The organism is Lacticaseibacillus suilingensis, from assembly GCF_016861845.1.
Taxonomy (GTDB): domain Bacteria; phylum Bacillota; class Bacilli; order Lactobacillales; family Lactobacillaceae; genus Lacticaseibacillus; species Lacticaseibacillus suilingensis.
Genome location: NZ_BOLV01000009.1, coordinates 87602 through 106642, shown reverse-complemented (window position 1 = coordinate 106642; position 19041 = coordinate 87602). Strand labels below are relative to the sequence as shown.

Annotated in this window: 19 protein-coding genes and 1 pseudogene; 17 read left to right on the top strand and 3 right to left on the bottom strand. The window is 54.4% G+C overall.

From position 1 onward, the window contains the following. Positions 1 to 85: 85 nt before the first annotated feature. From msrB to JUF11_RS06995, 5 genes are all read left to right on the top strand, one after another. The gene (gene msrB / locus JUF11_RS07015) at positions 86 to 520 is read left to right on the top strand and encodes a peptide-methionine (R)-S-oxide reductase MsrB (RefSeq protein WP_204118955.1); all 435 of its coding nucleotides are present in this window, start codon (positions 86 to 88) and stop codon (positions 518 to 520) included. Positions 521 to 522: 2 nt separating this feature from the next. After that, positions 523 to 1044: a peptide-methionine (S)-S-oxide reductase MsrA gene (msrA, locus tag JUF11_RS07010; RefSeq protein ID WP_204118954.1), complete on the top strand. Its 522-nt coding sequence runs from the start codon at positions 523 to 525 to the stop codon at positions 1042 to 1044. Between the two features lie 346 nt (positions 1045 to 1390). Then, on the top strand, positions 1391 to 2311 hold the full coding sequence (locus JUF11_RS07005) for a YitT family protein (RefSeq protein WP_125579086.1): 921 nt from the start codon (positions 1391 to 1393) through the stop codon (positions 2309 to 2311). Positions 2312 to 2353: 42 nt separating this feature from the next. Then, on the top strand, positions 2354 to 3265 hold the full coding sequence (locus tag JUF11_RS07000) for a deoxyribonuclease IV (RefSeq protein WP_204118953.1): 912 nt from the start codon (positions 2354 to 2356) through the stop codon (positions 3263 to 3265). 2 nt (positions 3266 to 3267) lie between these two features. Beyond that, positions 3268 to 4254, top strand: coding sequence for a LacI family DNA-binding transcriptional regulator (locus JUF11_RS06995; RefSeq protein ID WP_204118952.1), 987 nt, complete (start codon positions 3268 to 3270; stop codon positions 4252 to 4254). A 51-nt stretch (positions 4255 to 4305) separates the two neighbouring features. Here JUF11_RS06995 and JUF11_RS06990 read toward each other — a convergent pair whose 3' ends face one another. After that, positions 4306 to 5325 carry a sugar kinase gene (locus tag JUF11_RS06990; RefSeq protein ID WP_204118951.1) on the bottom strand — a complete coding sequence of 340 codons (1020 nt, stop codon included), beginning with the start codon at positions 5323 to 5325 and terminating at the stop codon, positions 4306 to 4308. 147 nt (positions 5326 to 5472) lie between these two features. On the opposite strand from JUF11_RS06990, the gene JUF11_RS06985 reads away from it, so the two are divergent. Then, positions 5473 to 6117 carry a bifunctional 4-hydroxy-2-oxoglutarate aldolase/2-dehydro-3-deoxy-phosphogluconate aldolase gene (locus tag JUF11_RS06985; protein ID WP_204118950.1) on the top strand — a complete coding sequence of 215 codons (645 nt, stop codon included), beginning with the start codon at positions 5473 to 5475 and terminating at the stop codon, positions 6115 to 6117. 73 nt (positions 6118 to 6190) lie between these two features. On the opposite strand, the gene JUF11_RS06980 is transcribed toward JUF11_RS06985, so the two are convergent. Continuing rightward, a complete protein-coding gene (locus tag JUF11_RS06980) occupies positions 6191 to 7018 on the bottom strand; it encodes a pyruvate, water dikinase regulatory protein (protein ID WP_204118949.1) in 828 nt (275 codons plus the stop codon). 236 nt (positions 7019 to 7254) lie between these two features. Between JUF11_RS06980 and rpsU the strand changes: the two genes are divergently transcribed. From rpsU to JUF11_RS06930, 10 genes are all read left to right on the top strand, one after another. Then, positions 7255 to 7431, top strand: coding sequence for a 30S ribosomal protein S21 (rpsU, locus tag JUF11_RS06975; protein WP_054661478.1), 177 nt, complete (start codon positions 7255 to 7257; stop codon positions 7429 to 7431). A gap of 61 nt (positions 7432 to 7492) precedes the next feature. Next, positions 7493 to 7936 (top strand): GatB/YqeY domain-containing protein, encoded by a 444-nt coding sequence (locus JUF11_RS06970; RefSeq protein ID WP_204118948.1) that lies wholly within the window; start codon positions 7493 to 7495, stop codon positions 7934 to 7936. A gap of 111 nt (positions 7937 to 8047) precedes the next feature. Continuing rightward, positions 8048 to 9019: a PhoH family protein gene (locus JUF11_RS06965; protein ID WP_204118947.1), complete on the top strand. Its 972-nt coding sequence runs from the start codon at positions 8048 to 8050 to the stop codon at positions 9017 to 9019. Between the two features lie 14 nt (positions 9020 to 9033). Further along, the gene (locus JUF11_RS06960; RefSeq protein WP_204118946.1) at positions 9034 to 11175 is read left to right on the top strand and encodes an HD family phosphohydrolase; all 2142 of its coding nucleotides are present in this window, start codon (positions 9034 to 9036) and stop codon (positions 11173 to 11175) included. Between the two features lie 17 nt (positions 11176 to 11192). Next, complete coding sequence (ybeY, locus tag JUF11_RS06955; RefSeq protein ID WP_204118945.1) at positions 11193 to 11654, top strand: rRNA maturation RNase YbeY; 462 nt, start codon at positions 11193 to 11195, stop codon at positions 11652 to 11654. After that, positions 11638 to 12048, top strand: coding sequence for a diacylglycerol kinase family protein (locus JUF11_RS06950; RefSeq protein ID WP_204118944.1), 411 nt, complete (start codon positions 11638 to 11640; stop codon positions 12046 to 12048). The genes ybeY and JUF11_RS06950 overlap by 17 nt, the downstream gene beginning before the upstream one ends. Then, a complete protein-coding gene (locus JUF11_RS06945) occupies positions 12036 to 12422 on the top strand; it encodes a cytidine deaminase (RefSeq protein WP_204118943.1) in 387 nt (128 codons plus the stop codon). The genes JUF11_RS06950 and JUF11_RS06945 overlap by 13 nt, the downstream gene beginning before the upstream one ends. Next, positions 12419 to 13321 carry a GTPase Era gene (gene era, locus JUF11_RS06940; protein ID WP_204118942.1) on the top strand — a complete coding sequence of 301 codons (903 nt, stop codon included), beginning with the start codon at positions 12419 to 12421 and terminating at the stop codon, positions 13319 to 13321. Before JUF11_RS06945 ends, era begins: the two co-directional genes overlap by 4 nt. 1 nt (position 13322) lies before the next feature. Further along, the gene (gene recO / locus JUF11_RS06935) at positions 13323 to 14135 is read left to right on the top strand and encodes a DNA repair protein RecO (RefSeq protein ID WP_204118941.1); all 813 of its coding nucleotides are present in this window, start codon (positions 13323 to 13325) and stop codon (positions 14133 to 14135) included. Further along, a complete protein-coding gene (locus tag JUF11_RS06930; RefSeq protein ID WP_204118940.1) occupies positions 14122 to 14934 on the top strand; it encodes an HAD family hydrolase in 813 nt (270 codons plus the stop codon). The genes recO and JUF11_RS06930 overlap by 14 nt, the downstream gene beginning before the upstream one ends. 63 nt (positions 14935 to 14997) lie before the next feature. On the opposite strand, the gene JUF11_RS06925 is transcribed toward JUF11_RS06930, so the two are convergent. Further along, positions 14998 to 15582 carry a TetR/AcrR family transcriptional regulator gene (locus JUF11_RS06925; RefSeq protein ID WP_204118939.1) on the bottom strand — a complete coding sequence of 195 codons (585 nt, stop codon included), beginning with the start codon at positions 15580 to 15582 and terminating at the stop codon, positions 14998 to 15000. 165 nt (positions 15583 to 15747) lie between these two features. Between JUF11_RS06925 and JUF11_RS06920 the strand changes: the two are divergent. Then, positions 15748 to 18969: pseudogene (locus tag JUF11_RS06920) on the top strand (MMPL family transporter); the annotation flags it as partial. Positions 18970 to 19041 lie beyond the last annotated feature (72 nt).

Genomic DNA, 19041 nt, shown 5'->3' with positions numbered 1-19041 from the left:
GTTACCATCGGCCGCAAAAGACGTTAACTATTTAATTGCTGACAATCTAATTCAAAGCAGGTATACTGAACGCGAGGTGATGACAATGACTGACAAGCAGGATGATTTGAAAAAGCGCCTGACGCCTGAGCAGTATCGCGTCACGCAGGAAGCCGCCACTGAGCGGCCATTTTCCAGTGAGTATGATGATTTTTATGAACCCGGCATCTATGTTGACATTGTCTCCGGCGAGCCGCTGTTTTCTTCACAAGACAAGTATGACGCCGGCTGCGGCTGGCCGTCTTTCACGAAGTCCATTGTTAAGTTGAACGAAAAGCGGGACACGAGCTTCTTTATGGAACGCACCGAGGTTCGCAGCGGGCAGGCTAATTCTCATCTAGGGCATGTTTTTACTGACGGGCCAACTGATAAGGGAGGTTTGCGCTATTGTATCAATGGCGCGGCGCTTCGCTTTGTCCCGCTGCAGCAACTGGAACAAGCCGGCTACGGTCAGTATCGCCAGCTCTTTGAGGAGGCGTAACCATGGCAGAAGCAACAGCAATTTTTGCCGGCGGCTGTTTCTGGTGCATGGTGCACCCATTTGATCAGCAGCCTGGGATTATCAAGGTCGTCTCGGGCTATACCGGCGGCCATGTGGCTAATCCCACCTATGAACAAGTGGCCAGCCACACCACCGGGCACACCGAAGCCGTGGAAATAACCTATGACCCCGCCGTGATCAGTTATGCCGACCTGGTTGAAATCTACTGGCAACAAACCGACCCCACCGATGCGATGGGTCAATTTCAGGACCGCGGCGACAGCTATCGGCCGGTAATTTTCTACCAAACTGAGGCGGAAAAAGCGACTGCGGAAGCCTCGAAAGCGAAGTTAGCCGCCAGCGGCCGCTTTAGCGATCCCATTGTGACTAAGATTGAACCGGCCCAACCCTTTTATCCGGCTGAAGACTATCACCAAGATTTCTACCGCAAGAATCCGTGGCGCTATGCCATGGAAGAACAAGGCGGCCGTGAACAGTTCAAAGCCCAGCACTGGGCCAAATAGGGCCAGATCAGAGATACAAAGGAGCGACGGTGACGTGGCTTCTTTGTTGTCTTTTTATCTCCCAATTTGCTACCAGAGGCCAGGCGGAACTGATGACGACCATTGTAGGACAGGGTGGCTGGAGCGGGGAGGGGCTCAGTGGTGAAATTGTTCTTGGTCAGCGTATTTGGCTGGCCTAGAACAAGCCGCGACTTCGAGACTCGCAGCGCGAGGCTCAAAGCGCTGGCCACCACGTTCCAGCCCCTCCCCGCGGAAGCCGCCTTGCCCGGCAGCCTCAAGGATTCCCTGCGCTGCGGCTTGGCGGCGTGGTATACTTAATGCACTAACACAGGGAAAGGATCACGTTATGCAAGAAATTGATCGGCTGATCAGACGGCACCAAAACTGGAGTCGGTTCACCGCAGCCTTCTTCTACAGTATTTGTGTCGCCTTGGCTTTGAATATGTTCTGGGAACCAGGTGGGGTTTTCGCCAGCGGGGTCACCGGGGCTGCCCAGCTGGTGGCCACCGTCATCCGCAAATGGTTCAATTTTCAGCTGACCACGCCTTTTGGCCGTCTCGGCACCACCGATATTTTCTCGACTGGGACCTTACTTTTCCTGCTGAACGTGCCACTGTTTGTGATTGCATGGCGGCAAATTGGGCACCGGTTCACTGTCTTTACTTTTTTGGCCGTTATTTTTTCCACGATTATGATTCGCTTGCTGGGCGTGGTGAAGCCGCTGACCACCGATCCGATTGTGTGTGGGATTTTCGGCGCAGTGATCAATGGCCTCGGTACTGGCTTTGCGCTGCGGAATAACATCTCCACTGGCGGGCTCGATATCATCGGAATCGTTTGGCGGAAGAAAACCGGGACTACGATTGGGACCGTGAACATCGCGGTCAACATCGTGATTGTGTTTCTGGCGGGTTTTGTCAATGACTGGCCCCACGCGTTGTACTCCGCGCTGGCGATTTTCATCAACGGCCGGGTGATGGATTCCATGTACACGCGTCAGCAGCGCCTCCAGGTGATGATTGTCACTGATCAACAAAAAGCCGTGGTCAACGAAATTCAAAACACCCTGCGCCGCGGGATCACAATTGTGCATGATGCTGAAGGGGCGTTCCACCACGAAGAAAAAACCATTCTCTTCACCATCATTTCGCGGGCAGAAATCTATGACCTGCAAGATGCAATGAAACGCAGTGATCCTTATGCGTTTGTCTCGATTACCGAGTCGGTGAAAATCATGGGGCATTTCTACGAACCAAAGACAGACTAATGAATGTGCCGGGGTGACCCGGCTTTTTTTGGAGGACAAGCCATGTTAATCGGAGCAAATGTGAGCATGAAAGGCACCAAAATGCTGGTAGGAGCCGTGGCAGAGGCCCAAAGCTACAAGGCAACGACTTTGCAGTTCTATACCGGCGCGCCCCAGAACACTAGGCGCAAAGCAGTGGCTGACATGCGGATACCAGAAGGTTTAAAACTGATGCAAGAAGCCGGCTTGAGTCACACGGTCATTCACGCCCCTTACATCGTGAATCTTGGCAACACCGTCAAGCCGGAGAACTATCCCTTTGCGGTACAGTTCATGAAGGAAGAAGTGCAACGCGCCGAGGCTTTGCAGGCGTATGCGATGCCGTTTCATCCCGGGGCGCATGTTGGCGCTGGCCCGGCAGCGGCGATCAACCAAATCGCCAAAGGCCTCAATGAAATTCTCACCCCGGACCAACACGTGGTCATTGCCTTGGAAACCATGGCCGGTAAAGGCACCGAAATCGGCCGCACCTTTGAAGAATTGGCGGCAATCATTGATCAGGTTGATTTGCAGGATAAGGTGATGGTGACGATGGATACTTGTCACATGAGCGACGCCGGCTATCCGGTACGTGATGACTTCGATGGGGTGTTAAACACCTTTGATCACGTGATTGGTTTACATAAACTAGCGCTCATTCACCTCAATGATTCCAAAAATCCGCAAGGCGCGCATAAAGACCGTCATACCAATATCGGCTTTGGCACGTTAGGATTCGACTGCCTCAACGCCATTGCGCATCACCCGCAATTGCAAGGCATTCCCAAGATTCTGGAAACGCCGTATGTCGGTTCAGACCGCAAGCATCTGGTGCCACCGTATGGCCCAGAAATCAACTGGCTCAAAACCGGTCACTTTGCGCCGGCCGAATTGGTTGCTTTGGGCGCAACGCCGCTAGCAGAGAAAGAGGCCTAATCATGACAACGACCATCAATGAGGTCGCGGCGGCAGCTGGGGTGTCTAAATCCACGATTTCTCGCTATTTGACCGGCCAATTCGACCGGATGTCAACTGCCACGCGGCAGCGCATTGCCGCGGTGATTGCGGAATTGGGATACGTGCCCAACCACAACGCCAGCGCCTTGCGTTCGAAGCGCTCGCATCAAATTGGCGTCGTGGTGGGGGATGTCTCCAATGTCTACTCGACTTTCCTGATTAAAGGAATCGCCGCGGTCACCCATGACCATGGTGATCAGATTTTGATCGCTGATGGCGGTGAGGACCCCGCCACCGAAGCTCAGGCCTTAGCGAGTCTCGTGGCCTCTAATGTCGACGGCATTATCTTGCAACCCGCGCGGGGAGCCGCCAGTCAGTATGAGTTCCTGCGCCGGGCCGGCTTGCCGGTGGTGCTGGTGGACCGGGTGCTGACGCCGCTCTTGTTTCCTTGCGTCACTTCCAACGACCAGACCGCTAGCGCCACCTTGGCTGAGGCCGCGGTGAAAAAAGGCTACCAGAACCTGCTGGTAATCAGCCAACCCGTTAAGGACGCCTCGGTCCGGGCTGAGCGCTATGAAGGGTTTAAAGCCGCGGCCCAGACCGCAGGGGCCAGCGTTAGCTTGCTCGAAGTGGGCAAGGATGGCACCGTGGCGGGCATCGAGCCTTGGCTAGCTGCCAATGCTGGGCATCACCCGGCGATTTTTGCGGCGAATGGGGACTTGCTGATGGCCAGTTTGCGCTGGCTCCAAGCGCATGACATTGCTGTGCCCGCGGCAGTCGGCTTATGTGGCTATGATGATTGGAACTGGGGGGAGCTGGCCAATCCGGCGCTATCGGTAGTTGATCAGCATCCGGAGCAAATCGGGCGCGCCGTCGCCGAAAGGCTGGTAGCTTTGATCAGCGGCGAAGCGGTGCCGGTAGCGCGGACGGAAATACCGGCCACGCTGCATTTGCGCGCCTCACTTTAAACTAAAACCCGACCGCGCTTAATTGCGCAGCCGGGTTCAATTTGCTTTCAGTTAGCGGTTCACACCACCAGCGTTGGCCATGGCACCACGAATATCGGCATCAGACACGAGATTCAAATCACCGCTGATGGTCAGCTTCATGGCACTGGCGGTGTCGGCGTAATCGATTTGGGCCTGCGGATCAAAGCCGTGCTTCAGCGCATGGAGCAACCCGGCGCCAAAGGCATCGCCAGAAGCCACCCCTTCAAACACGTGCATGTGATAAACCGGGCCTTGGTAGAATTGACCGGCTTGCCACATCAAAGCGGTGCAATCATGCTGTTCGACGGAATGAATATTGCGGACCACACTGGCAATGGTGTGCAGGTTGGGGTACTTGGTCGCGAGCTGCACCATCGCCGTTTTGAAGCTCGGCAGCTGATCGATGCCGGTGCTCATATCGCCATCAAAGGCCTTGATGCCAAGCGCGGCTTCGAAATCCTCATCATTGGCCAGCAGAACATCAACGAACGGCATGTAGCGGGCAATCACCGGTTGTGCCTGCTCAGGGGTCCAAAGCTTGCCGCGGTAATTGGCGTCTAGGCAGACCTTGATGGCGTGCGCGTGGCAATAGGCCAAGGCCTCGTCTAAGGCAGCGGCCAAAGCCGGCGATAGGGCTGGGGTGATGCCGGAGAAGTAGAAATAATCGACTCCGGTTAAAATGGTGGGCCAGTCAAACTCGCTGGCTTCGGCCAAGGCAAAGGCGCTGCCGGCGCGATCATAAACCACATTGGTGCTGCGAATTGAGGCCCCTTTTTCAAAAAAGTAAATCCCGAGGCGCGATCCGCCTTGCAGCACGCGGCTAGTCTCAACACCAAACTCGCGCAGCGTATTAAGGGCTTTTTGCCCGAGCAGATTAGCCGGCACCTTGGTCAGCACCGCTGCGTCATCGCCGAGCTGGGCCAAAGACACCGCGACATTGGCCTCGGCGCCGCCGTAATTGGCCTCGAAGGTATTCGTCTGCAGAATGCGCTGATGATCCACTGGCTTCAGCCGCAGTAGCATTTCACCCATTGTTAAAATCGTTGACATGACAATCACTCCTTACTGGTAAATGTAAGCCTTTTATGTCTAAAATCAGTGTAACATATTCTTTAGGCAAACGGTTTCCTAAATGTCGGCAAAGGCGTACAATGGCCTTGTTAGGAATTGATTGAACACTAAAGGAGACTATTCAACATGCAAAAAGTTGAGAACTTATTGCGCCTCAAGCAAGCCGGCGTAGTCGCGGTGATTCGTGATGACACCCCAGAAGGCGCGTTGAAACAAAGTGACGCGGTGATTGCCGGGGGCGTGACTGCCATTGAGCTGACCTTCACGGTGCCAAATGCGGCGAACGTCATTCAAGAATTGGCCCAAAAGTATCGCGATGACGCCAGTGTCATCATCGGGGCGGGCACGGTGCTTGATCCGGTGACGGCGCGGCTGGCCTTGTCGGCTGGCGCAGCGTTTATTGTGAGCCCGTCCTTCAACGCTGAAGTGGCGAAGATGTGCAACTTGTACAACATTCCTTACACCCCTGGTTGCATGACGCCAACGGAAATCCAGCGCGCTTTGGAAGCGGGCTGTGATTTGGTCAAGCTGTTCCCAGGCGCTGTGATGCATCCAGCCATGGTCAAGGCTGTCAAGGCACCATTCCCACAGCTGTCGATCATGCCGACTGGCGGGGTTGCGCTGGACAACATGGCCGAATGGTTCGCCGCTGGGGTCACCTTAGTCGGCGCCGGGTCCAACTTAACTGCTGCCGCCAAGACAGGCGATTATGCAGGGGTCACCGCCACGGCCAAGGCTTACAAGGCTGAATTGGACAGGATCCGCGGTTAATTCGAGCAGGTGGCGGCTATCACCCAAGCCAAAAAAAACTCAGGTCATCACGACCTGAGTTTTTGATTCGAGTTTATTGTTTAGCCGCATCGTCGACTTCATCGAGACCCATGTGTTCGAGAATGAGCATCGCGGTTTCTTCAATCGAACGGTGGGCGGTGTTGATCACCATGCAGCCGAGCTTTTTATAGAGGTCATCGGCGAACTGCAATTCATCATTCACCTGACCGCGGGCCGAGTAGGCGGTGTCTGGGTCCAGACCATAAGCAATCATGCGCTGGCGCCGGAACTCCATGAGCACTGAAGCATCGGTGGTCAGACCGACGATTTTCTTCGGATCGACTTTCCAGATTTCTTCCGGAATGTGCGCATTTGGCACCAGCGGCAAGTTTGCCACTTTGAGATTGCGGTTGGCGAGGAACAGCGACAGTGGGGTTTTGCTGGTACGCGAAACGCCTAGGAGCACGATGTCAGCTTCCAGGAAACCCTTGGGATCCTTGCCATCATCATACAGGACGGCGAATTCCATCGCGGAGATGCGATCGAAGTATTTTTCGTCAAGGTCGTGCACCGCGCCAGCCACGCCGCTGGGGGCTTCACCGGTGCCTTGACTGACGGCTTTGAGAATCGGCGTCATCACGTCAATCAGCGGCACCTTGATTTGCTCGGCGTATTCTTTGGCGACATGCGCCATGCCTGGTGTCACCAGGGTGGCAATCACGATGCCATCGTCTTTTTTGGCCGCATCTAAGGTACTCATCAGTTTGGTTTGATCATGCACAAACGGGAAGCGTAGATAATGGGCACTTTGATCGGCAAATTGCGCCGCGGCGGCTTGGGCCAGCTTGAGGCCGGTTTCGCCGATTGAATCTGAGATAATATAGTAATTCGTTGCTGCCATGTTCATCCACCTTTCGCCCCAACCCAGGGCGGGATTGTTCACTGCAATGCGTTCGCTTTCATTTTACCATAGCTGAGGATGAGAAAAAGCTTAGGCCTTCAGGGATAAAAATCACAGAATATCGCCAATTTCGATAAATGCTGTATTGACGCGATTTTTCAACTTAGATATAATAGACAAGAACTTGCGATGGTATCTATCAATGGTTACACAAGTGTCGGAGGGAGGGATATCATATGGCAAAGACGGTCGTTAAGAAAAACGAATCTCTCGATGATGCTCTTCGGCGCTTCAAGCGCACCGTATCCAAGTCAGGTACTTTAGCCGAATACCGGAAGCGGGAATTCTACGAAAAGCCAAGCGTTAAGCGGAAGTTAAAATCTGAAGCTGCACGCAAGCGCAAGAAGTTCTAATTTTCGCCAAAGCGCGCGCCGATTGTGGCGCGCGTTTTTTGCGTCAGAAAGGAAGATCAACATGGCAGTATTGGATCAATTGAACGAACAAATGAAAACAGCAATGAAGGCCAAGGACAAGCAAACCTTGAGCACGGTGCGGATGTTAAAATCTGCCTTGCAAAACAAGCAGATTGACTTGGGCCATGACCTCACGCCAGAAGACGAAAAGGCAGTGCTTTCCACCGAGCTGAAGCAGCGCAAAGAGAGCTTGGAAGAATTCAGCAAAGCCGGCCGCGAGGATTTGGTGACGCCGCTGGAAGCCGAAATCAAAATCGTCGAAGCTTATCTGCCAGCGCAACTCGATGAAGCCGCAGTGACCAAACTCGTCGATGAAACCATCGCCGAAGTTGGCGCGACCGGCAAAGGCGATTTTGGCAAGGTCATGAAGACCCTGATGCCAAAAGTGAAAGGCCAAGCCGATGGGGCCATGGTCAATCGCATCGTCAAAGCTAAGTTAGGCTAAGGTTGCTTTGCCCGCCCAGCAGTCCTGGACGGGTTTTTGATTGCCACCGCTACGGCGCGAGGCGATGCGCTTTATGGTAGAATAAAAGCAAATCATTAAGGGGGCCGCTTTTTGCCAGAAACCGTGGAAAAGACGCTGACATTGGCCAGCGCAGATCAAGCGATTGCCATTGCCGGCATCAATGATCAGAATCTGACCTTGATTGAAGAAGGACTGGATGTGCTCATTGCCCCATTTGGCCAAGAGCTGCGCCTGTCAGGGACGCCAGCGGCCACGAGCCTCGCTTACCAGCTGATCACGCAATTGCTGACGCTGCTGAGCCGAGGCATTGCGGTGGCGCCACAAGATGTGGTGTCTGCCATCAACATGGCCAAACGCGGCACTTTGGAGTATTTTGCTGACATGTACAGTGAAACGCTACTCCGGGATGCCAAAGGGGCGCCGATTCGCGTCAAGAATTTTGGCCAGCGCCAGTACGTGCAGTCGATCAAGCACAATGATATTACCTTCGGCATCGGCCCGGCCGGCACCGGGAAAACGTACCTAGCAGTGGTCATGGCCGTCGCCGCCATGAAGGCCGGTGAGGTCGAAAAAATCATTCTCACCCGGCCGGCGGTGGAGGCCGGTGAAAACTTGGGCTTTTTGCCTGGGGATTTGAAGGAAAAAGTCGACCCGTACCTGCGGCCGATTTATGATGCCTTGTATGCGGTGCTCGGCACGGATCACACCAATCGCTTGATGGACCGCGGCGTGATCGAAATTGCGCCGCTGGCGTACATGCGTGGGCGGACCTTAGACAATGCCTTTGCCATTTTGGATGAGGCGCAAAACACCACCCAGATGCAAATGAAAATGTTCCTGACGCGGCTTGGATTTTCGTCGAAGATGATTGTCAACGGCGACATCACCCAAATCGATTTGCCGCCTAACCAACACAGTGGCTTGATTCAGGCGCGGGAGATTCTCAAAGATATTGATCACATTGGCTTTGCCACCTTTGCCGCCAGCGATGTGGTGCGGCATCCGGTGGTGGCAAAAATCATCGAGGCGTACGGCGAGGCCAGTGAGCAGTCCAAAGTTTAGCGAGGGAGACAGCGATGGAAAGAACGCCCAAATTTAGTCATCGCGCTTTAGCACTGCTGCTGATGTTTAGCGCAGTGCTGTTTGCGTTGGTCGCTTGGATTTTGTGGCCGCGGCCGCTGCAGGTGAAAGTCAACACTGCCGCGCCGCAAACCATCATTGCCACGCAAACCGTGCAAGATATTGCCAGCACCAAAAAGGCCCGGGTGGCGGCGGCTAATGCCACCACGCCGGTGTACAGCTATGATCAAAGCATCAGCACCAAACAGGCCGATCAACTCACGCGGTTTGAAAAAGCGTTAGCGACGGTGGAAACCACCGCCACTAGCAAAGCGCAGACGGCCTTGAAAAAGGCGCAAAAGGATAACGCCAATGCCGTGCTGGCGGTACCGACGCCGGCGGAGCTGACCAAAGCCTTCCGCGCCCAATACAGCAAGGCCGATTATCCTTATTTCTACCAATTCAGTACGGCCTTTTTAACCCAGGCTTATGGGTTAACGCAGGCCCAGCGCCAGCAGGCCTTTGAAGCCGCCAGCAAAGCCATCGCTGGTCAGCTTGCCGGGCGAGTCACCAGCGATCAACTGACGACCGCTAAGCAAACCGCGCGGCACGCGATTAATGCGGCTAATTTAACCGCGGCTCAGAGCAAAGTGGCCACGACCTTGGTCAATCAAAGCCTGATTGCCAATGAATTGTTGGATACCACCAAAACCAAAGCCAAGCAAGCGGCGGCTGCGGCTGCGGTCAAGCCGGTCGCCATTTTGCAAGGGCAGGTCATTGTGCAGCAAGGGCAGTTGATCGATCAAAGCGTGCTGCATCAAATCACCGTGCTGGGCCTGACCAAACGCAAGGCGCCTTGGGCCTTGTTAGGCTTTGGCGTACTGCTCTTGATGCAGGCGCTGGCGGTGCTGGCGCTGCTCATGGATCACCCTCGGGCAGAGCAAACAAAGGAAATGCTGCTTTACAGTGGTGGCATGCTGCTGGTGGCGCTGATCATGTTGGGCCTGCGGTATTTGGCGAATACCAGCGGTGCCAATTTGACCTTGCTGCTGCCAGCGGCACTACTGCCGTTAATTTTCCGGACGTTCATTGATCGCCGGTGGGGGCTACTGGCGGCTTTAATGCAAACGCTACTCGCCTACTTCATCTTCTATTCCACCACCGGCACCATTTTTACTGCTGGCACCGCGGTAGCCTACTTAACCACTGGTATCTTGGCGGTGATGATTCCCAAGCGGCGGCTGAATGATGTCTTGCAGCGCGTGGCGTTTTGGGTGTTGGGGCTGAATCTCGCCTTGACGGTCAGTTTGATGCTGATGCAAGGGGCGCGGTTTACCAGCAGCTTGACCTGGCAGACGCTTGGCTTCACGGTGGTGGGGCAGGTGCTCGGTTACATTTTGGCCATTGGCATCACGCCGTATCTGGAGTTGATCTGGCGCGATGACGCGATTTTCCGGCTGAATCAGTTAAGCAATCCGAATGACCCGCTGCTGCGCGAGCTATTGACCAAGGCGCCGGGGACGTATCATCACAGCATGATGGTGGCGAGTCTGGCCGCCAACGCCGTGGCAAAAATTGGCGGCCGGGCGATGCTGACGCGCGTGGCATGTTATTATCATGATGTGGGTAAGTTGAAGCGGCCGCTTTATTTTACCGAGAACATGCCGAATGGCTTCGATAGCCCGCACCATCATTTGTCGGCGCAAGCCAGCGCTAAAATTATTTTTGCCCATGTCGATGACGGGGTGGCGATGCTCAAGGCGCGCCACATGCCGCAATTTATCATTGATATTTGCCAGCAGCATCATGGCACGACTTTGATGAAATACTTCTACATGGAAGCGTTAAAAACGGATCCAAGTACGCCAGAATCGCAGTACCGCTATCAAGGCCCGAAGCCGCAGAGCATCGAGGCGGCGGTAATCAATCTGGCGGATACTTGCGAAGCCGCCATCCGCTCGATGAAGCAGCCAACGCCAGAGAAAATTCACGATTTTGTTCATCACATCACTGACGAGCGGCTTGCTGATGGGCAATTCGATGAAGCGCCGATTACCGTGGCGCAGCTGCGGCAAGTCGAAGCTTCACTAGAAGCGGGCTTAGCTAGCACCTTTTATACGCGCATCGAGTACCCGCAAACCCCAGATGATATTAAATGACCTTAAAGGAGAATCCCATGGACCTGGAATTGTATGATGACCAAAAGCGTTTGTCGCCAGAACATACCAAATTGGTAAAAGAATTGGTTGAGTTTGCCGCCAAGACGTTGGAAAAGGCGCCAGATACGGAGATGTCGATTACCATCGTTGATGATGCCGAAATTAACCGGATCAACAAAGAATACCGCGACACTGACCGCGTCACGGATGTCATCAGTTTTGCCATTGAAGATGGCGACGAAGAGGTGTTGTCAGGTTTTCCCGACATGCCGGAAAACATCGGCGATTTGTTCATCGATCCTGACCAAGTGGCGCGCCAAGCGGACACTTACGAGCATTCCTTCGAACGTGAATTGGGCTACACCGTGGTCCATGGCTTCTTGCATCTCAACGGATACGACCACATCAAGCCGGAAGATGAGGCGGTTATGATTCCGTTGCAAGAGAAGATTTTGACTGCCTATGGCCTCACCCGCTAAGCAAACCAGCAAAAATCGGCACTTCGGCCAGTCGTTCCGGCACGCGCTGGCAGGGCTAGTGACGGTGTTCAGGCATGAAGGTAACTTTCGGCGGGAAAGTCTTGCCGCGCTGCTGGTGTTTCTGGCCGCGGCAGTGCTGCGGGTCAATCGCTTTAGCTGGCTACTGCTGATCTTGGCAGTGCTGTTGGTTTTTTTGTGTGAACTGTGGAATACCATCATCGAAGCACTGGTCGACATAGAGGTTGAAGGCCGTTATGATGTGCGCGCGAAGCGCATCAAAGACATGAGCGCCGGCGCCGTGCTCGTGGCGGCGCTGATTGCGGTGGTGTGCGGCGTGTACGTGTTTTTCCCGCCCTTGTGGCATCTCATTGGAGGCAATTCATGGATGATTTAATTGCAGCAGCCCAAAAAGCGCGCCAAAACGCTTACATCCCGTACTCGCATTTTGCTGTGGGGGCCGCCGTGCAAGTCGACGGCCACATTTTTGCGGCGTGCAACATTGAAAACGCCAGCTACGGCCTGGCGATGTGCGCCGAACGCAACGCCATGTTCCAAGCAGTGGCCGCCGGTTATACGCACCTTGAAGCCATTGCGGTGATTGGCGATACCGCCGGGCCGATTTCCCCATGCGGCGCGTGCCGACAGGTGATGGCGGAGTTCTTTACCCCTGACGCGCCGGTTTATCTGACCAATTTGCATGGGCAAGTTCAAACCACCACAGTCGCGGCTTTGCTGCCAGGCGCCTTTACTAAAGGAGATTTGAAATGACAACGCATCACTCAGGTTTTGTGGCCATTATTGGCCGGCCCAACGTCGGCAAATCGACGTTTATGAATCGCTTGCTCGGCGAAAAAATCGCCATTATGTCACCAAAAGCGCAAACGACGCGCAACAAGATCAATGGGATTTATACCACCGATGACGCCCAAATTGTGTTCGTCGATACCCCAGGCATTCACAAGCCCAAGAATCAGTTGGATGACTACATGGATAAGGCCGCGCTGTCGACGCTCAATCAAGTCGACGCCGTGCTCTTCATGGTGGCCGCCGATGAAGCGATGGGTCCTGGCGACCAGTACATCATCAATCAGCTGCGGCCGGTGAAAACGCCAGTGTATTTGCTGATCAACAAAATCGACCTCGTGCATCCCGACGACTTGCTGCCGCGCATTGCCCAATACGAAAAGGCGCTGCATTTTGCTGGCGTCTACCCGTTGTCTGCCACGATGGGGAACAATGTCGAGGAGCTGGTGCAGGATTTAATCGCTGCTTTGCCAGAAGGCCCGCAGTTTTATCCTGAAGATCAGCTCACTGATCACCCTGAATATTTTGTCGTGGGGGAATTGATTCGCGAAAAAGTCCTGGAACTGACCCGCGATGAGGTGCCACATTCTTCTGCGGTGCAAGTGGAGCGCATGAAAGATCGCGTCAATGGCAAATTGCAGATTGAAGCTTACATCATTGTTGAACGCGATAGTCAAAAAGGCATTGTGATTGGCAAAGGCGGGGCGATGCTGAAACAAATCGGCATTCGCGCGCGGCAAGACATCGAAGCCTTGCTCGGCGAGCGCGTGAACTTGAAGCTGTGGGTGCGCGTGCAGAAGAACTGGCGCGACAACAACCAGTACCTGAGAAGTCTCGGCTACAACAGCAAGGATCTCCGCTAGCATGAGCAAGCGCAATGTCGCCTTTCAGGGGCTGGTGTTGAGCCGGCAAAATTATCGCGAATCAGATTTACTGGTGAAACTCGCCACGGCTGAGTATGGCAAGAAGATGTTCTTGTTGCACCGGGCCAAAAAGCCCGGTTTTCGGATGACGGCAGGGATTTTACCCTTCACCCAGGCCGACTACACCGGTACCATCAATGAAGATGGTCTGTCTTACCTGACCACGGTGCAAAGCGCCCAGCAGTTTCAGCACATTGCCGAAGACATTACGCTTAACGCCTATGCCACGTACATTTTGGGCCTGATTGACCTCGCTTTTCCCGATGGCGAAGCGCTAGGGGCTTGGTATGATTTTGCGCAAACCAGTTTGGCCCTGATCGACGAGGGCGTTGACCCGGCCATTGTCACCAATATCGCCGAAGTGCAGCTGTTGGGGGCGTTTGGGGTGGCCCCAAACTGGCGCGGCTGTGTGCTGGATGGGCGCAGCGACTTACCACTGGATTTTTCCGAACGCTACGGCGGCCTGCTGTGTCAAAACCACTGGCCGGAAGACGCTTATCGTTTTCATGTTCAGCCCAAGGCGTTGTATTTATTGCGGCAATTTTCGGTGCTGGATTTGCATCAAGTTCATGCGGTGACGGTGACGGCCGCAACCAAAAAAGAATTACGCCGCGTGCTCGACCGCATTTATACCGATATGGTCGGCACTGTCCCCAAAGCCAAGCGCTTTTTAGACCAAATGCAGCAATGGCAAGACCATTTGCCGCCTGCCCCGCAACCTGATCCCGGAAAGGAACCTCATGACGCCCATTAAATTGATTGCTAGTGATCTTGATAATACCTTACTGCTGGCTGATAGCACGTTGCCGGCAGGCATTTTTGACCGCATTCGCCAGCTCCATGCGGCTGGCATCGAATTCGTCGCCGCCAGCGGCCGCGGCGTGTACACACTGGAAGACTTGTTCGCGCCAGTGGCGAACCAAATGAGCTTCGTCGCCGAAAATGGCGGCGTCATTAAGCGCCAGGGCCAAGTCCTCGCGCAAAACATGCTGAAGCCAGAGGAAACCGCCGAAGTGGTGGCTTGGGTGCGCACGCAGCCGGATGTGATTGCGATTGGCAATGCCCTGGCTGCCACTTATCTCGATGCCAGCGAAGCCGACTACCAGCCGGAGCTGAGCTCGTTTATCAGTCGCTTTGCCATTGCGCCTGATCTCACCCAAGCGCCGGTGCCCATGGCGAAGTTGTCGCTGTATTTCCGCGCTGGCGGCGCCTATGCGGCCTTTCCACGCATCGAGGCGCAATTCGGCGACCGGTATGGCCTGACCGTGGGCGGCGAAACCTTCATCGATGTGATGCCGAAAACTACCAATAAGGGTCTGGGGCTGACGCAACTTGGCGCGGCGCTGAACATTACGCCGGCGGAGATGATGGCCTTTGGCGATACCAACAATGATATTCAGATGATGCAAACCGTGAAATACGGGGTGCTCGTCGCCAATGCGACGCCGAACATGGCAGCCTATGCGGATTACCGCACGGCCAGCAATCTTGACCTTGGGGTGCTCAAGGCGATTGATGGCGTGCTGGCAGGGCAGCTGCCGGCGCACGTCTAAGGGAGCCCATCAAAAAAGCCTCAACCATCACGCCAAGCGCGCGGTGGTTGAGGCTTTTTTGAGTTATTCGACACAAGTAAAGCGGGGTTCCAGTAGCTCTCGCACGTAGACTTCTGCTTCCTCGCGCGTGGTGGGGTGCTGACCGAGGAAAATCCATTCCATGATCAACAGCACCGTTGAACTGTAATGCTTCGCCACCAGCTCCACTGGCGTTTTGAGCTCCTGCGGCTTAGCGCGGGCTGTGAACAGCTCCGTAAACACACTCGTAAAGTACTGGATAAAGTGGTTTACCAGCTGACTATCAAGCGGATTGTGTGACACCACCGCGATCAATAAGTCATGATGAGAGTCGAACAGATGGTAGATTTGGTCGAAAGCCGCCATGAAGCTGGCATCCGTCGGGTCGCCGCTGATTTGATCCAGGTGCACTTCTCGCCGCATCCGATACCAGCAGTAGGTGAGTAAGTCATACTTATCGTCAAAATAATTATAGAAGGTCGCCCGGGGGTAGTCGGCGGCTTCACATAGGGCATTGACGCTGATTTTCTCAAACGGCTTTTCGCCGAGCATAATCAGCATCGTTTCTGAAAACGCTTTAAGCGTGCGGACCGCGCCCCGAGTGGTTTTTTGCGCTGGATCGTATTTCATGAGCGGTTACCTCTTCAATGATTTTCTTTTGCAATTTGCAACATCTGTCCATGTTTCGACGTTTGGATAGAGATTGTCCCTTGTCTAGCTTTCTCCTGTAATCTACCATAGCAATGAATGTTTTACAACTGTCTAAACGTAAACAGATGAATGGAGTAAACGCAGATGAAAAACTTTTTGAAACATCATGGTCTCGCGGCAGTGATTTGGGCGCTGCTGGTGATTGTGGCCGTTGTCTTTATGCCTGATGTCAACGCCTTGGTGCGCGACAACGGGGCGGTGAAGCTGCCTGACAATGTGCCTAGCCAGGTCGCCACGCGGATTCAGAAAAAGGCTAATCACAATCGTAAAGTTTCAACTTATACGGCGGTGTTCAACAGTAAACACGCGTTGACTGCCAAGCAAAGCCGGGCGATTGACCGTAAACTCAAAGCCCTCAAGAGTGAATCCGGGCTGACGATTACCACAGTGATGAGGCCCAGTGAAAATGCCCAGACCAAAAAGCAGCTGATCAGTGGCGACAAAACCACCCAGCTGGCCCAAATTACCGTTAAAAAAGGCCCACTGGTCAAGAATCAAGTTAAGAAACTGCATGCCCAGCTGAAGACCAGCGGCCTGAAGACCTATGTCACCGGGGTCGACGCCTTGAATGACGACTTCTCCACGGTAACGGAAAAAGGGATTCAGAAAACCGAAATCATCGCGATTATTTTCATCTTCATCGTGCTGATTATCGTCTTCCGCTCCCCAATCGTGCCGGTGATTTCACTGCTGAATGTCGGGGTCGCCTTCATCACCAGCCTCAGCGTGGTCATGAACCTGGCGGCGCATGCCGGCTTTCCAATTTCTAACTTCACCCAAGTCTTCATGGTCGTGGTGCTGTTCGGGATTGGGACTGACTACGATATTCTTCTGTATGATTACTTCAAAGGTCAGCTAGCGAAAGGGAAAACCGCGCTGGAGGCGACCGCCGAAACGCGGCGCCATGGCGGCCGCACCGTGCTATATTCCGGCGTTTCAGTCCTGATCGGGTTCTCCGTGCTGTGGCTCGCTAAGTTTACCTTCTATCAAAGTGCCTCAGCCGTCGCGATTGGTGTGCTGGTACTCTTGCCAGTGCTGCTGACGCTGAACATGTTCTTCATGGCCACGCTAGGCGCCAAAATGTTCTGGCCGAGCCGTGTGGATGGCGGGGAAAGCTCCAGCAAGCTCTGGTACTGGCTGTCGCGCGGGGCGATGAACAAGCCCGCACTATGGCTCGCTGCCATTGCCATTCTGGCGGTACCGTTCACCATGGCGATGAACGCCGAAGAAAACTTCAACAATGCAGATGAATTGCCCACGACTTATCAATCCAAGCAGGGCTATGTCCTGATTCAGAAGCATTTTTCCAAAGGCATGACCGCGCCAGCGACGATTTATATTCAAAGTAAAACGCCGCTCAACACCCAGGCGAAGCTGGCGGCGATTGACGATTTGACTCAGTATCTGCAAAAGGAACCAGGCGTTAAAACCGTTGCTTCGGTCACTGAACCTGGCGGCAGTCGCATCGATGCCATGTACCTGCGTAGTCAGCTGACCACCATCACCAAAGGCCTAGCCGAATCGCAAAAAGGTTTAGCGACATTGCAAAAGGGCCTTGCTGATGCCAATACGCAGCTTAAAGCGCAAAACATCAGCGGCTCGATGGCCCAAGTGCAAACTTTAGCCGATGGTAGTCAAGAGCTAGCCGATAAAATGGCGACTCTACAAGCCGGGCTCAAAACCTATACCGATGGCGTCAGCACCGTCAACAGCGGCACCCAAACCCTGAAAAATAGTGCCGGTGCGCTGGTTTCTGGTTCTCAGCAATTGCAAGCCGGCAGCGACCAGCTTAATGCAGGCGCGCAGAAGATCAATGACAACATGAGTACCCTGAAAGATGGGGCCAATCAAGTGAGTGCTGGGACCCAAACCATGAACGACAAGGTTCAGCAACTGGCCACCGCTGGCAATCAGCTGAATCAAAGCCTGAATGGGTTGTATCAAGCACTCACCACCATGAATACGCAGGCCGCCGCGCTGCTCGCGCAGCTGAACGCGCAAGCTGGCGGCACTCAGCCCGGCTTGCTGCAAACTGCCGTCACCGGCATCCAGGCCGGCCTTACTCAGGTCAACCAAGGCCTGAATGGGGCGGCTAGTGAAGTCAATACCGCAGCCGCGCAGGTGAACCAGTTGGCCGCAGGGGCTGCTAAAGTCGCGAGTGGCGCTAATGCCATGAACGCCGGTACGCAAACGTTGGCCAATGGCACGGCCTCATTGGCGGCAAACATGGCCGCGTTAAGCGGCGGCGCGAGCCAGGCCGTCAGTGGCATTAATCAGCTCGCCAACGGAACGTCGCAACTGGCCGCGCAAAACGGTACCCTTAACTCTGGCACCGCCGCGTTAGCCAGCGGCGCCGGCCAAGTCAATGCTGGCGTGCAAGAGCTGAATACCAAATTGAAGGCCATGGCTAGCCAGGTCGACAAGCTGGGCGATGGTTTGACCACCGCCACCAAAGCGTTAGGGGCGCTTGAAGCCGGGAATTCAAGTATGGATGATTACCTCACCGAGCTGAAAGGCTCGTACATGGGCAATCAGTTCTACCTCCCGAAAGCCACGATTAAGAGCAGTCAGTTCAAACCAGCGCTGGATGCCTATATGTTTGATCATAATCGCATCACGACCTTGACCGTTGTCTTCAAAGGCGATCCGAACTCGGCCAAAGCAGACAAACAGTTCACCACGTTGCAAAAAGACTTGAATGCTAAGTTGAAGCATGGGGCGCTAGGCAAGGCCACCGTGGCCATCGGCGGGCAAACTGCCGAAGATCACGACTTACGGAACCTGGCCAATGGCGACTTCCTGCGCACCGCCGCCATCATGGTGATTGGGATCTTCATCGCCTTGATTTTCGTCACCGAATCGATTTTGCAACCGATCACGATTTTGGCCACCTTGGTCACCGCGTATGTGACCTCGATGGGCTTGACGCGCCTGATTTCCAGCACCGTGCTGGGGCGGCCGCTGTTGACCTGGAACACGCCGTTCTTCACGTTTATCATGTTGATGGCCCTCGGGGTCGATTACAGTATCTTCCTCATGGTGCGCTTCAAGGATGGCACCATTGAACCTGATGTGCGGGTCCGGATGCTCAAAGCCGCCACCACAATCGGGGCAGTCGTGCTCAGCGCCGCCGTCATTTTAGGCGGGACCTTCGCCGCCTTGATGCCCAGTGGCGTCACGACGCTCATTCAAGTGGCGTTAGGCGTGATTGTTGGCCTCGTGCTACTGGTCATTTTGCTACCAATCAGCATGTCGGCTTTGGTCAGCCTGAATGAATGGCACCACGCCCGCGAAAATGGGCATCAAGAAAACGAATAGCAAGCCGAAATCCGCGTCAGTCTGGCGCGGATTTTTATGTTATGCTCAACGCTGAGGTGA